This is a genomic window from Blastomonas sp., assembly GCF_046294995.1.
Lineage (GTDB): Bacteria > Pseudomonadota > Alphaproteobacteria > Sphingomonadales > Sphingomonadaceae > Blastomonas.
On sequence record NZ_JBKBOG010000001.1, the window covers coordinates 166,692 to 181,184 of the forward strand.

Consider the following 14,493-nt stretch of genomic DNA (forward strand, 5'->3'; position numbering starts at 1 on the left):
GATACGGGGCCAGGCCGTGAACACGACCGGGGCGGGGGATTGACGACGATGACGACCGCGATTGGCGATATTGCGCTTGCCGATGCCTTCCGCCAGATTTCCGATGACGTCGATGCGTGTTTCGATGCGCTGCTGACGGTGCCCGACGATCCGCGCGCGGTCCTGTATCACGCGATGCGTCATGCCGCGATCGGTGGCGGCAAGCGGGTGCGTCCATTGCTGCTGACCGCGACTGCGGCGATGTTCAACGTCGATCGGTCGCTGGCGGTGCGGGTCGCCTGCGCGGTCGAGGCGATCCATGTCTATTCGTTGATCCATGATGACCTGCCATGCATGGATAACGATGACATGCGGCGCGGCAAGCCGACGGTGCACAAGGCGTTCAACGATGCGGTAGCGGTGCTGGCGGGCGATTCGCTGCATGCGCTGGCGTTCGAGATTCTGGCAGGCTCCCAGTCGCACCCCGATCCTTTCATCCGTGCCGATCTGATCGTGACGCTGGCCGAGGCAAGCGGCCCTAACGGCATGGCGGGCGGCCAGATGATGGACCTAGAGGCCGAAAAGACCAAGTTCGACCTGCCGACCGTCACCAAGCTGCAACGGCTCAAGACCGGCGCGCTGATCGCAGCTTCGGTCGAGATGGGCGCTATCCTCGCCAACGTGCCCGTCGAAGGGCGCACGGCCTTGCGCGCATATGCCCGCGACATCGGCCTGGCATTCCAGATTGCCGACGACATCATGGACGAGGTCGGCGACGAGGCGCTGGCAGGCAAGGCGCTGCACAAGGATGCGGCGGCGGGCAAGGAGACCTTCCTGTCGCTGCTCGGGCTTGAGCGCGCGCGCGAGCAGGCGTTCTTTCTGGTCGATCAGGCGATCGGCCATCTCGCCAGCCATGGCCGCGAAGCCGATCTGTTGCGCGCGCTGGCCCGCTACATCGTCGAACGCGACAACTGACCGCAAGCGCGGCGAAACAAGGGGATCACCATCATGCGTGTAGGCGTCTATCCGGGGACGTTCGATCCCATCACCCTTGGACACATGGATATCCTGCGGCGCGGGGCCAAACTGGTCGACAAGCTCGTGGTCGGCGTGACCACCAACCCGTCGAAAAACCCGATGTTCAGCGTGGAAGAGCGCATGGCGATGGTCCGCCGCGAAACCGCCGACATGGGCGATGCCATCCACGTCGTCTCGTTCAACTCGCTGCTGATGGATTTTGCCGAGCGCGAAGGCGCGAGCATGATCGTGCGCGGGCTGCGCGCGGTCGCCGATTTCGAGTATGAATACCAGATGGCGGGGATGAACCAGCAGCTCAACCACCGCATCGAGACGGTCTTCCTGATGGCGGACGTCTCGCTGCAGCCGATTGCCTCGCGGCTGGTCAAGGAAATCGCCAGCTATGGTGGGCAGATCAACCGCTTCGTTACCGATGCGGTGCGTATCGACGTCGAAAAGCGGGTGCGCGAAATCGGGCTCAAGGGTGACTGAGCGCACAGCACCCGATCACCGCTCAGTTCATTCATGACAGGCTCAGATGCTTTGGCTATAGCCAAGCCCGAAACGGGACAGGCCTAGCCGGCCATCCCGCCTGAATGGAACAGGAATGCCCGCTTTTATGCCGAAGATGTTGAATTCGCTTGCTGCCCTGCTGTTCGTGCCGATGCTGCTGACGCCGCTCGCGGTTCAGGCGCAGGACACTGCACCCACCGAGCAGACCGCCAGAGACGCCGAGCGCGCCGCCCGCGATGCCGCAAAGGCCGAGGAAAAGGCCCGCGAGCAGCAGGAAAAGGAAGCTGCCCGGCTGGAAAAGCAGCGCGAAAAGGACGCACGCGCGGCCGAAAAGGCTGCTGCCAAGCAGGCCAAGAGCGCCGAGCGTTCCGGCAGAAAAGCCGCCAAGGAAGCGCGCGAGGCGGCTGAGGAAGCTTCGCTCAAGGGCGAGACTGCACAGGCTACATCGGTCGTTGCTGCCGTTCCCGAAGTGCCCACCCCCGACAAGGCCGATCCCGACAACATCCTGTATCTCGATCTGTCGACCGGTGGCCGTGTCTCTATCCAGCTTTATCCGGAAATCGCCCCCAACCATGTCGAGCGAATCAAGACGCTCACGCGGCAGGGGTTTTACGATGGCATCATCTTCCACCGCGTGATCGAAGGGTTCATGGCGCAGACCGGCGACCCGACGGGTACCGGCACTGGCGGGTCTGACCTTCCCGATGTCGCAGCCGAGTTCAACAAGTTCCCGCATCTGCGCGGGACTCTCTCGATGGCGCGCGCGCAGGATCCCAACAGCGCAAACAGCCAGTTCTTCATCGTCTTCTATCCGCGCTTCTCGCTGGACAACAGCTACACCAATCTGGGCCGGGTGTTCGCCGGGATGGAATATGTCGATTCCATTCCGCGCGGCGAACCGCCTGCTGCGCCTGCGCGCATCCTGCAGGCCTCGCTCAAGACCCAGAACAAGCCCGAGCCCAACTATGCAGCGATCGCCCAGCCTGCCGAGCGCGCGATCTCGGTTGACGATCTGAACGCGCCGATCGGCAATTGAGCGGCAGGGCTTCATTGCATTCCATCGTCATTCCCGCGAAAGCGGGAATCCCGCTTGTATCGCAACCATAGTCGTTAAAGCGGGACCCCCGCGTACGCGGGGGTGACGGGTAAGGCTAAGGCATACGGCACCATGCGCGTTGATGACTTCGATTTCGAGCTCCCCCCCGAGCGAATAGCGCTGCGGCCCGTCCGTCCGCGTGATGCAGCAAAGATGCTGTGCGTGCGCGGCAGCGCGATGGCGGATGCGCACGTGCGCGATCTGCCCGGGCTGCTCAATCCCGGCGATTGCCTGGTGTTCAACGACACCCGCGTCATCCCGGCGCAACTCGAAGGGGTGAAGCTGGGCGGCCAGGCGCGGATCGGCGCGACGCTGCACAAACGGATAGACCTGCGCCGCTGGCAGGCTTTCGTCCGCAACTCGCGGCGGCTGCGGCTGGGCGACGTCATCGATTTCGGCGCGGATGTCTTCGCCACGGTCGAGGCGCGCGGCACCGACGGGTCGATCACGCTGGCGTTCCAGGGATCAGAGCCGGTCGAGGTGCTGCTCGAACGCGCAGGCACGATGCCGCTGCCGCCTTACATCGCTGCCAAGCGTGCGATCGATGCGGCCGACCGGGACGACTATCAGACACGCTTTGCGCAGAAGGACGGCGCGGTAGCCGCCCCGACGGCCTCGCTGCATTTTACCGATGAGCTTATGGCCAGGCTTGCCGCCAATGGGATCGAGCACGCCACGCTGACCTTGCATGTCGGTGCAGGGACGTTCCTTCCGGTCAAGGCCGACGACACCGCCGATCACCAGATGCATGCCGAATGGGGGCGGATCGACGCCGATACCGCAGCAAGGCTCAACGCGGTGCGCGCGCGCGGCAACCGGGTGATCGCGGTGGGGACCACTGTGCTGCGGCTGATCGAGAGCGCGGCGCAGGAGGATGGCCGGATCGCGCCGTTCGAGGGCGACACCGCGATCTTCATCACGCCCGGCTATCGCTTCAGGGGCGTCGACGGGTTGATGACCAATTTCCATCTGCCGCGCTCGACGCTGTTCATGCTGGTCTCTGCGCTGATGGGTCTGGATGTCATGAAAGCGGCTTACGCTTATGCCATTGAAAACGAATACCGTTTCTATTCCTACGGGGATTCGTCGCTGCTGCTTCCCTAAGGCATTTGGATAGGGTGCTGATGGGTGCCCTCAGCATGCGCCCCTGCACGCTCAGCGGTCTCAGGGGTGCCAGGCGCGCGTTCGAAAGGCTGCGGTCCAGGAGCTAACGTCTGCAAGGCCGTCAGATTCGTCTCCGGGCGAGGCAGAGTAGCCAGCAGTTACTTTGCGGCGTATTCCCCGGGGCGAGCACCGAAATGTTCCTGTGCGAACGCACGTGCTGCGGTTGCAGTTTTGAACAACTCGTCCTGCAACATCGCAGTCACCAGGGGGTAACCTTGCGAGTTGTACCGGGTGGAGCGCACTGTGAGCCGGACATTCCCATCGGCATCCTTATTGATAAGGTACGGGCGACTTTGCGGATCAGACATTTTTTTCCTCCAGTAAACTTAGCTCGTTAAATGGAAAGAGGCAGTGCAACCGGATTGGCCACACTGCCTCGTACCCATCAGGCAGCCTGAAGATTTACTGCAGAGGTCTTGCCGCGCTGGTCGGTTTCCAATTCGTAGGAAACGGTCTGATCCTTGTCGAGGGTCCGCATTCCGGCGCGTTCGACGGCTGAAATGTGCACGAACGCGTCATCGCCGCCACCATTTGGCGCGATGAAGCCATAGCCCTTGTCGGCGTTAAAGAATTTCACGGTTCCGGTAATCATATGGATAAGCCTTTATCCCAGTTATGACGGGCATGCCCCAACAGCGGAGCATCCCGGCTTCAAGTAGTGCTAGAAAGGGATAAGAGGTGGCATAATGCTGCCGATTATCCGTCGCATGCGACGTGAGCCCCACAACGCTAGCACCTTGGTCAGAATATGGAAGCCAATTCTCACATTCAGTTCGACCGAGCTGTAACTCGTCAGCTTGGAAATGGCCAAATCGGGGCGGTACGGCGACCTTGGTTATCGATCGGCGATATCGTTTTTCCTGCATACTGGTCTCGACGCTGATGGGATCGAGGCAAGGAACGCCGCCAATGTGGGTGCGATCGCAAACGGATGCCGCTTTTATCGTTATGGAGATTCCTCGCTGCTGCTGCCCTAGCCTTGGGCGCGCCAGTCGCTGATCTATTTTGCCACTAACATAAATCAGGAAAATCGGTTTTCTTGATATGTGTTAATCGGCTTAACCTCTTGTGAACGGCGAAATCGCCGGTTTTGCAGGAGCACGCCATCATGAGTCGCACATCTGTTTCCGTCCTAGCATTGTTCGCCTTCAGCCTGTCCGCGCCTGCGGCGCTGGCTCAGGAGGAAAGCGCCCCCACCGTGACCGATGCCCCCGCACGGTCGGCGGCGATGACCAACCAGGATTGGTGGCCCGAGCGGGTCGACCTGTCGCCATTGCGCCAGCACGCGGTCGAATCGAACCCTTATGGCAAGGACTTCGACTATGCGCGCGAGTTCCAGACGCTCGACATCGCTGCGGTGAAGAAGGACATCGAAGCGCTGATGACCACCTCGCAGGATTGGTGGCCGGCAGATTATGGCCATTACGGTCCGTTCTTCATCCGCATGGCATGGCACAGCGCCGGCACCTATCGCACCGCCGATGGTCGCGGCGGTGCAGGCGGCGGCCAGCAGCGGTTCGAGCCGCTCAACAGCTGGCCCGACAACGTCAATCTCGATCGTGCGCGCCGGCTGCTGTGGCCGATCAAGCAGAAGTACGGCCGCAAGATCAGCTGGGCCGACCTCATGGTGCTGACCGGCAACGTCGCGCTCGAATCGATGGGCTTCAAGACCTTCGGTTTTGCCGGCGGCCGCAAGGACGACTGGGAAGCCGACAAGGTCTATTGGGGCCGCGAAAAGAAGTTTCTCGCTGCCGACCGCTATCATGGCGACCGCCAGCTCGAAAAGCCGCTTGCCGCGGTGCAGATGGGGCTGATCTACGTCAACCCCGAAGGCCCCAACGGCAATCCCGATCCGCTCGCAGCGGCGCGTGACATTCGCGAGACGTTCGGCCGCATGGCGATGAACGACGAGGAAACCGTGGCGCTGATCGCCGGCGGCCACACCTTCGGCAAGGCGCATGGCGCGCACAAGCCCGAAGAGTGCATGGGTGCCGATCCGGCAGGTGCCGATATCGAGCAGCAGGGCATCGGCTGGGTCAACAAGTGCGGCACCGGCAAGGGCGTGGATACGATCACCAGCGGCCTCGAGGGCGCATGGTCGGTCAATCCGATCGCCTGGACCAGCCAGTATTTCGACAATCTGTACGCGTTCGACTGGGTGCAGACCCGCAGCCCTGCCGGCGCCATCCAGTGGATCCCTAGCGACAAGAACGCCGCCAACCTGGTTCCCGATGCGCATGACAAGACCAAGCGCCACGCGCCGATCATGTTCACCACCGATCTGTCGATGAAGATGGACCCGGGCTATGGCGCGGTGTCCGAGCGGTTCCACAAGGATCCCGATGCGTTCGCCGATGCCTTTGCCCGCGCGTGGTTCAAGCTGACCCACCGCGACATGGGTCCGCGCACCCGTTATCTGGGAGCCGATGCGCCCAAGGTCGATCTGATCTGGCAGGATCCGGTGCCCGCCGTGACCCACCCGCTGGTCGACGCGAGGGATGTTGCCGCGCTCAAGTCGCAGGTGCTCGCCAGCGGCCTGACCGGACCCGAGCTGATCCGCACCGCGTGGGCGGCTGCCGCGAGCTATCGCGACACCGACATGCGCGGCGGCACGAATGGCGGCCGCGTGCGGCTGGCCCCGCAAAAGGACTGGGCAGTCAACAATCCTGCGGAAATCACCAAGGTGGTGAGCAGGCTGGAAGCGGTGCAGGCATCGTTCAACGGCGCGCAGCGAGGTGGCAAGCAGGTCTCGCTCGCCGATCTGATCGTGCTGGGTGGCAATGCCGCGATCGAACAGGCCGCAGCATCGGCAGGCCACAGCCTCACCGTTCCGTTCACGCCGGGCCGGGGCGATGCTGCGCAGGAGCAGACCGATGTCAGTTCGTTCGCAGCGCTTGAGCCCACCGCCGATGGCTTCCGCAACTATTATGATGCGGCAAGCCCGATGGCGCCGGTGGACATGCTGATCGACCGCGCCAACATGCTCAGCCTCACCGTGCCGGAAATGACCGTCCTCGTCGGTGGCCTGCGCGCGCTCGATGCCAACACCGGCGGGGCAAAGCACGGCGTGTTCACCAGCACGCCGGGCCGGCTCAACAACGCGTTCTTCGTCAACCTGCTCGACATGAACAGCAAGTGGTCGAAGTCGCCGAGCAACGCAGGTCTGTATGAAGGCCGCGACGTGAAGTCTGGCTCGCTCAAGTGGACCGCGACCCCGGTCGATCTGGTGTTCGGATCAAACTCCGAACTGCGCGCCGTGGCGGAAGTCTATGCCGCCAGCGACGGCGACAAGAAGTTCGCCCAAGACTTCGTGGCGGCCTGGACCAAAGTGATGAACCTCGGCCTCAACTAAGTCTGACGCTTCAACAGCAGATGGCGGCGCAGGGCATCCCCTTGCGCCGCCATTTGCGTGTCGGGGCCATCAGAAGATGCCGAGGAACTTCTTGCGCTTGGGCCGCTCTTCTTCGGTCGTCGCGGCTTTGCCCGTGCCCACGTCGTCGCGCGGCTTGCCCTTGGTGGTGCGTTGGCCTGCGGCTCTCGCGCCCTGAAGCACCGGTCCGCAATCGGCCGACTTGGCATCGCCCACATCAACGAAGGCCAGCAGCGCTGCAGGCGGCGCGGCGAGGACGGCCAGCCCCAGGCCAGCTCCGGCCCGGGTCAGCAGCTCGGGACTGATCACATTGAGTTTTGCCTGCGAGAAGGTGCCGCCGATCTGAACCGGTGACTGGCCCGAGATAAGGCTGAACTTCTTGCCGTCGGCGAGAAAGGCCAGGTCCATCTGCTCGGTATCGAAGCTGAAACCGCCGCGCCCGGTGATGACGTTCTTGGTGGTATCGATCAGGATCGGGTCTGCCGCAGCGGCACCATTACGGACGGTGAACGCGACCAGCCCGCAATTGATCTGCACCGGGTCCTTCAGTTTGTCTTCGAACATCTTCTGCACGAACGTTCCGAAATCGAGCTCGGCCAGCTGCACGTTGCGCGTCCAGAAGGTGCCCTTGGGGATGACGAACGCCATCCGGCCCGTCGAGGTGGCGAGCGAATCGTGCAGCGTGTCGCCATCACCCGTCAGCTGGGCGCGGCCCTTGACCGTACCGGTGGTTCCTGCCTCCGCCACGCCGAAGCCGCTGAGCAGTTGCCCCAGCGGCGTGGGGGAGAGGCGGATGTCATACTGGGTGCGCGCCGGCTGGCGCCGCCAGTCGATCGCGATATCCGAGGTCAGCTTGCCGCGCGCCATGGTGAGCGCGAAGGGTGACAGCTTGAGCATCCCGTCGTCGAGATCGACGGTGACCGACAGGTCGCTCAGCGGGATGGCGTCCGATCGCAGCTTTGCCGCAGTGTAGCGCACATCGGCATCGAAGGCGCGCAGCCCCTCGGCGCGCAGGGTCGCGTTGGGCAGCAGCCGGGCAGGAGCAGCGCCGCTGGCAGCGGCCGCCGCCTGGACCCCGCGCGCGGCAACGACGTCGGGGTTATAGCCGATAAAGGGCGAGACATCGATGATGTCGAGCGTCTGGGTCGCCAGGTCGGCGTCGATGTGGACCCGTTCGCGGCCCATATCGACGGTGAACTTGCCAGCAATGTCGCTCGCGCCGAATGTGCCCTTCAAGTCGGTAAAGCGATAGTAGCGGCCAGCCTTCACCAATTGCGCATTGAGCTGGTACTTGCGCGTCTGCGGGATGACCACGCCGATGATGTTCATCAGCTCGGCAGCATTGCGCCCCCGCGCCTTGGTGGCGAGCGGCACGCCCTCGATATCGGCAAGGCTGGGCAGCGTGCCGGATATGTCGATGATGTTGTTGGCGGCGCGCGCTTCGAGCACGAGCTTGTTCTGCCCGCGCTGTACTGTCGCGTCAGGGCTGAGTAGCGCGCCTTTGAGCGTGAACGGAGTCTTGCGCAGCGTGCCATCGCCGGTGAAGTTCACCGCTTGGCCGATCTTGGCGTCGTTCGACACCACCGATGCGAAATCGAGATCGGTCAGCAGCTGGAGCACGGGATCGCGATAGCGTACCTGGGTGTTGCGCAACGATGCTCGGTCGATGGTCGGCAGATCGAGCGGCTTGGCCTTTTCATCGCTGTCGAAGGTCCAGGTGTTGGCGGTGCGCCCGGCGTTCCATTCCAGATCGACCGCGCCATCGGTAAGGTCGAGCCAGTACAGCCGCCAGTTGCCGAACAGCGCAGACAGCGGCGCAATCCGGGTATCGACCTTGCGCGCAGTGAACAGATAGGGGCGTGTCGCCCATTCGGGATTGGAGACTGTCAGGCCTTCGGCGAGAAACTTGATCCGGAAAGGCGCGAAATAAAGCTGGAAGTCGCCTTTCACGACGACCTCGCGTTCGGTCATCGACGAGGCGATGGCTTCGACCGGGCTCTTGAGGAAACGGCCCTTGGTGATGAACAGGATCAGCCAGATGGCGAACAATGTCGCCAGCACGCCGATGACGATGTTGCGCGCAATCCGCAGGCGGCGTTTGCGGCGTTCGGCCAGATCAGGCTTTGGCGGTGCAGCCGGCTCCGGCCTGGGAGTTGCGTCGGGGGCGTCGTGCGGTGTCGGGTTCATGATTGCGCCTAGCACGATTGGCCCAAGGCCCAGCCCTGTTTTCCTTGCCGGAAACGGGCGCAGCTGTGGACGCCGGAAAAATGGCTTTCCCCAGATACTCGCAACCCACGCTATCGTTGCACCTGCCCGACCACGATACGCCGCGACGCCATCTCGGCGCGATCAGGCGAGATGCGGGAAAGGTCAGCTGTCGAGTTTCAGCGCCTTGCGCAGCTCGGCATTGATCCGGCTCTGCCAGCCTGGGCCGGTGGCGCGGAAACCTTCGAGCACCGCGCTGTCAAGCCGCAGGGTCACCTGCTTCTTGGGATCATCGGACCTGGGCCGACCAGGCTTGGTAAGGGTGCCATCTGCGGGACGGATGAGCTTCCCGCCGATGCGAAACTCCGCGCGGGCAAACTGGTCGTCTGTCCACTCAGGCAGATCGTCATCATCCCAATCGACGGTTGAATTTGGCTTGCTCTCGTTCATTGCACTTTCTCATCGAAATGACACGGACACCACCCTTGACGGGAGTCCACGCTGTCATCACCAGCCGCCCATCCAATAAACCGTAAGTCTGATATCTCGGTTCGGGTTATTCATACCGCGTATCTTGCGGCTAAATGTAGGGCCCTCGTCGAGTTCTCCAAACCGAGCGAAATCGAGACCCCGGTCTTCGAGTGTGATTTGTCGCTTGGTTTCGTCGAACTCAATGTTCATCACCAACAGACCTTTTATGTAACCACATAAAAACCTTGCGTCAAGCTACTCTGCTGCGAGCAGATCCACCGCGCCGCCCAGATCGACCGAGACCAATCGGCTGACCCCCTGTTCGATCATCGTCACGCCGAACAGGCGGTGCATGCGGCTCATCGTCACCGCGTTGTGGGTGACGATCAGGTAGCGGGTGTCGGTGACCCGCGCCATGTGATCGAGCAGGTCGCAGAAGCGGTCGATATTGGCGTCGTCGAGCGGCGCATCGACCTCGTCGAGCACGCAGATCGGGGCGGGGTTGGTGAGGAACAGGCCGAAGATCAGCGCGACCGCGGTCAACGCCTGCTCGCCGCCCGAAAGCAGCGTGAGCGAGGAGAGCCGCTTGCCGGGCGGTTGCGCCATGATCTCGAGCCCCGCCTCGAGCGGATCGTCGCTGTCGATCAGCTCGAGATGCGCCTTGCCGCCGTTGAACAGCCGCGCGAACAGCTCGCGGAAATGGCCGTCGACCGCTGCGAATGCCGCGAGCAGCCGCTGCCGTCCCTCGCGGTTGAGCGCGCCGATCGATCCGCGCAACCGACCGATCGCCTCGACCAGTTCGTCATGCTCGGCCCGGATCGTCGCCATCTCGGCTTCCAGCGTCGCGAGTTCGTCGGCGGCGATCAGGTTCACCGCGCCCAGCCGCTCGCGCGCCTGGTTAAGCCGTTCGTGCTCGGCGGCTTCCGTTTCGGCAGCCGCTATGGTCTCGGGATCGAAACCGAAGCGCTCGGGCAGCACCGGCGGCGGGCACTGGAAACGCTCGCCGCAGCCCTGGGCAAGCTCGATGCGGCGCTGGTCCTGGTGTTCGGCGCGTGCGGTGGCACCGGCGCGTTCCTCGCGGGCGAGCGCCAGCGTTTCTGCGGTGGAAGCGGCGGTCCGCTCGGCCACGACCAGCGCTTGTTCGGCTTGCGCGGCGTCGCCCTCGGCGACAGATTGCGCCGTGCGCGCCTCGTGCGCGGACTGCTCGAGCGCTGCGATCTGTGCGCTCAGCGCTTCGGGCTTGCCCGCGATTGCGTCGCGCTCACCCGCCAGTTCAGCGGCGCGCAGCTGCATGTCGCGCAGCCGCTGCGCCGCTTCACTCGATCGGCCCTGCCAGCCCTTGATCTCTGCACGCACCGTCGCGCGCCGTTCGCGCAGCGCGGAGAGCGCCTGCGCCTGCGCCGCAAGAGCGGCATGGGCCGAGCGCAGCGCGCCTTGCGCGGCCTGGGTGCGCTCGGCAAGCAGGGTAACCTGCTCGCGCTGCGCTGCGCCATCGGGGAGCGATGCACGGGCCTGCTGCGCCGCCGATAGCTCCGCCTGCGCGCTTGCCGCATCCTGCGACAGCCGTTCGATCCTTTCGGCCAGATCGTCGCGCCGCTCGGCATCGCGGGTCAGCGCGTGTTCGGCCTGGTCGCGATCACGCAACGCCTGGCGCTCGGCCACTTCGGCAGCATTGAGTGCGGCGGTCCCGCTGGCGATTTTCGCCTGAAGGTCCGCCAATTGCTTCTGGCTTTGCGTGACCGCAGCTTCGGCACTCTCGAGGCGCGTTTCGAGCGCGGGGCGGGCGGTCTCCAGCTCGCTCAACCGGGTGCGTCGCTCGAGCCGCTCGGCCGCGCTCGCTCCGTCACCCGACGAAACGAAGCCGTCCCAGCGCCGCATCCGCCCGTCGCGGGTGACCAGCCGCATGCCGGGAAGGAGCAGCTGACCTGCATCATTATCGGCAACCATGATCAACGACAGGCGGGCGGCAAGTGCATCGGGCGCGCGGACGTGATCGCCCAGCCACACACAGCCTTCGGGAAGTTGCTGGCGATCGGGCAAATCCTCGCGGCCTGTCCAGAAGCGGCCATCGCCTAAAGGCGCGCCGATCACCGCGCTCAGATCGTCGCCGAGCGCCGCCGCCAGCGCCTTTTCATAGCCCTTGTCGGCCTGCACATGATCCAGCGCACGGGTCACGCCGCCCGATCGCTTGGCAAGATCGCGCGTCAGTGCCTCGATCTCGCGGGTGAGTGCGTTGAGTTCGGCGCGCAGGGTGGCAAGATCGGACTGGGCAGTATCGCGCGCGGCCACCAACGCATCGCGGCCTGATTGCGCCTCGGCAAGCGCACGGGCGGCATCCTCGCGCGCGGAGGCTGCCCGGGCGCAATCGGTGTGCGCCTCATCGCGCGCCTGCGCCAGCGCCAGCGGATCGCCAAGCCCGGCAAGCTGCGCGCGGGTGCGATCGAGCTCTTCGGTTGCCCGGCGTTCGCGTGCCATCGCGGTGGCCAGTGCAGCATCGGCGACCTTGATGTCGGCATCGGTGCGGGCAAGGTCGGCGCGCGCTTCGGCCAGCGCAACCTCGGCCTCGCGCACCGCGCGGTCGGCGCTGTCCTGCGCGTTGACCAGCGCTGGCCCGCGCGCATCCTCGGCAGTGACATCGGAATGAACCCGGGCGTTTTCCGCCTCGAGCCGTTCGAGCGCGGCGGTGGCATCGTGCGTCAGCCGGTCCTCGCGGGCGCTGTCCTCGGCGATGCGCGCCTGCTGGCGGTCGAGATCGGCAAGGCGTTGCGCGGCAGCGTCGCGCTCGGCGGTCAGTGTCGCCAGCCGGTGGGCCAGCGACTGCGCGGTGTCGCGCGCGGCCTGCAACGTGCTGCGGGCAAGCGCGAGTGCTTCGATCGCGGCGCGCTGGCCTGCCTGCGCCTCGTCCTGTGCCTGTTGGGCAGCGATGACGCGGGCTTCCGCCGCCGCCGCTTGCGCGCGCGCCTGCTTTGCGGCCTCAGCCGCTGTGCTCCAGCGCGCGAACAGCGCACGCGCCTCGGCGATGGCGATCTCGCGGCTCAGCGCGCGGTAGCGTTCGGCGGCGCGAGCCTGCTTGGTCAGCGTGGCCGCGCGTGCCTCCATATCGCCCAGCACCTGCAGCAGCCGCTCGAGATTGGCTTCGGTCGCGCGCAGTTTCTGCTCGGCATCCTTGCGGCGGACATGCAGCCCGGCGATCCCGGCAGCTTCCTCGAGCATCTGGCGGCGTTCGGAGGGTCTTGCCGAGATGACGGCGGCGATCCGTCCCTGGCTGACCAGAGCCGGGCTGTGCGCACCGGTGGCAGCATCGGCGAACAGCAAAGCGATATCCTTGGCGCGGACATCGCGTCCGTTGGCACGATAGGCGCTGCCCGCGCCGCGCTCGATCCGGCGGACGACTTCGAGCTCGCCATCCTCGACCGAGACCGCAGCGAGCACCGGCTGGGTCACTTCGGTGAGCAGCGAGACTTCGGCAAAGTTGCGCGAGGGGCGGGAGGCGGTGCCGGCGAAGATCACGTCTTCCATCCCGCCGCCGCGCATGGATTTGGCGGAGCTTTCGCCCATCACCCAGCGGATAGCCTCGAGCAGGTTGGATTTGCCGCAGCCATTGGGCCCGACGATGCCGGTCAGCCCCGGCTCGATCCGCAGCTCGGCAGGCTCGACGAAGCTCTTGAAGCCGCTGAGCTTCAGCCGCTTGAAGCGCATCGGGGCGCTGATCAGGGGGGGCGCAGTGACCGGGGGCGGGGCACTGACCGGCGCGCCGGGCGTTGCCGCCCGGTCGTCACCTGTTTCGATCAGCCCCCCTTGGTCCAGCTTAACGTGCTCCCAATGCCTGGATTTCGGTTTCCAGCGCAGGCCAGCCGGTGAAATCGACCTGGCGGCCGTTCAGGAAAAAGGTCGGCGTACCCTGGATATTGTCCTCACGCGTAGCCTTGCCGGTGGCGTCGGCAAGCGCGCGCGCGGCTTCGATATCGGTCAGGCACTGGTTGGACTGATCGCGCGAAACGCCGCGCTGGGCGAAGAAGTCGGTCAGGCCGGTGGCTTCCGCCAGCGCGACATAACGCTGGTTGTCGGGCAGCGCGAGCACCTGTTTGAAGCGCTGCTCGCCCATCGCCTGCGCCTTGGTGAAGATATCGGCCTGGTTGGCGAGCACCTGCTCGGTCAGCGCGAAATAGCTTTCCTGCGGGCCGCAGCGGGTCAGCATCGAGGCGGTGAGGTCGAGCGGTTCGCGCACGAAGTTGCGCAGCTCGAAGCTCACCCGTCCGCTGGCGACATATGTGTCGCGGATGCTGGCAAACGCGGTCTCGGCGAAATCGGCGCAATGGCTGCAGGTGAGCGAGGCGTATTCGACCAGCTTGATCGGCGCTTCGGGGTTGCCCAGCATATAATAGCCTTCGGGCGTCTTGGTGACGGTCTCGGACCAGTTCTGGCCCGCAGGCGCTGGGATCGCGGCGATGGGTTCGCCCGAGGCGGCACCCTCGGCGGTGGTATCCGTGCCCCCACCGCACGCGGCGAGCGACAACATCAGAGGCAGGGCAATCAGGCTGGCAATACGCTTCATAGGGGCATGGTCCTTGCGGTTATGAATTCTTATCAGGCGACCTTCAAATCCTCCCCTGCAAGGGGAGGGGGACCATCCGCAGGATGGGGGAGGGGTGACACCCTCTCGCCAGTGTGGACACCC

At 64.7% G+C, this 14,493-nt stretch carries 11 protein-coding genes; 5 read left to right on the forward strand and 6 right to left on the reverse strand.

Going from position 1 to position 14,493, the window contains the following annotated elements; genetic code table 11:
- The first annotated feature begins 48 nt into the window (after positions 1-48).
- From ACK4R0_RS00785 to queA, 4 genes are all read left to right on the forward strand, one after another.
- A complete protein-coding gene (locus ACK4R0_RS00785) occupies positions 49-954 on the forward strand; it encodes a polyprenyl synthetase family protein (protein ID WP_409668781.1) in 906 nt (301 codons plus the stop codon).
- 33 nt (positions 955-987) lie between these two features.
- The gene (gene coaD, locus ACK4R0_RS00790; protein WP_409668784.1) at positions 988-1,488 is read left to right on the forward strand and encodes a pantetheine-phosphate adenylyltransferase; all 501 of its coding nucleotides are present in this window, start codon (positions 988-990) and stop codon (positions 1,486-1,488) included.
- Between the two features lie 313 nt (positions 1,489-1,801).
- Positions 1,802-2,545 carry a peptidylprolyl isomerase gene (locus tag ACK4R0_RS00795; RefSeq protein ID WP_409670845.1) on the forward strand — a complete coding sequence of 248 codons (744 nt, stop codon included), beginning with the start codon at positions 1,802-1,804 and terminating at the stop codon, positions 2,543-2,545.
- Positions 2,546-2,677: 132 nt separating this feature from the next.
- Complete coding sequence (gene queA / locus ACK4R0_RS00800) at positions 2,678-3,709, forward strand: tRNA preQ1(34) S-adenosylmethionine ribosyltransferase-isomerase QueA (RefSeq protein ID WP_409668787.1); 1,032 nt, start codon at positions 2,678-2,680, stop codon at positions 3,707-3,709.
- A gap of 445 nt (positions 3,710-4,154) precedes the next feature.
- On the opposite strand, the gene ACK4R0_RS00805 is transcribed toward queA, so the two are convergent.
- Entirely contained in the window at positions 4,155-4,361 is a 207-nt protein-coding gene (locus ACK4R0_RS00805; RefSeq protein WP_054135600.1) for a cold-shock protein, read from the reverse strand.
- 516 nt (positions 4,362-4,877) lie between these two features.
- Here ACK4R0_RS00805 and katG point away from each other — a divergent pair.
- Positions 4,878-7,121, forward strand: a complete 2,244-nt coding sequence (gene katG / locus ACK4R0_RS00810; protein WP_409668790.1) for a catalase/peroxidase HPI — start codon at positions 4,878-4,880, stop codon at positions 7,119-7,121.
- A gap of 69 nt (positions 7,122-7,190) precedes the next feature.
- Here katG and ACK4R0_RS00815 read toward each other — a convergent pair whose 3' ends face one another.
- From ACK4R0_RS00815 to ACK4R0_RS00835, 5 genes are all read right to left on the reverse strand, one after another.
- Complete coding sequence (locus tag ACK4R0_RS00815) at positions 7,191-9,326, reverse strand: AsmA family protein (RefSeq protein ID WP_409668793.1); 2,136 nt, start codon at positions 9,324-9,326, stop codon at positions 7,191-7,193.
- 183 nt (positions 9,327-9,509) lie between these two features.
- Complete coding sequence (locus ACK4R0_RS00820) at positions 9,510-9,794, reverse strand: BrnA antitoxin family protein (protein ID WP_409668796.1); 285 nt, start codon at positions 9,792-9,794, stop codon at positions 9,510-9,512.
- Positions 9,754-9,852, reverse strand: coding sequence for a hypothetical protein (locus tag ACK4R0_RS00825; protein ID WP_409668799.1), 99 nt, complete (start codon positions 9,850-9,852; stop codon positions 9,754-9,756). The genes ACK4R0_RS00820 and ACK4R0_RS00825 overlap by 41 nt, the downstream gene beginning before the upstream one ends.
- 218 nt (positions 9,853-10,070) lie before the next feature.
- Positions 10,071-13,514 carry an AAA family ATPase gene (locus ACK4R0_RS00830; RefSeq protein ID WP_409668802.1) on the reverse strand — a complete coding sequence of 1,148 codons (3,444 nt, stop codon included), beginning with the start codon at positions 13,512-13,514 and terminating at the stop codon, positions 10,071-10,073.
- A 109-nt stretch (positions 13,515-13,623) separates the two neighbouring features.
- Entirely contained in the window at positions 13,624-14,370 is a 747-nt protein-coding gene (locus ACK4R0_RS00835; protein WP_409668805.1) for a thioredoxin domain-containing protein, read from the reverse strand.
- Positions 14,371-14,493 lie beyond the last annotated feature (123 nt).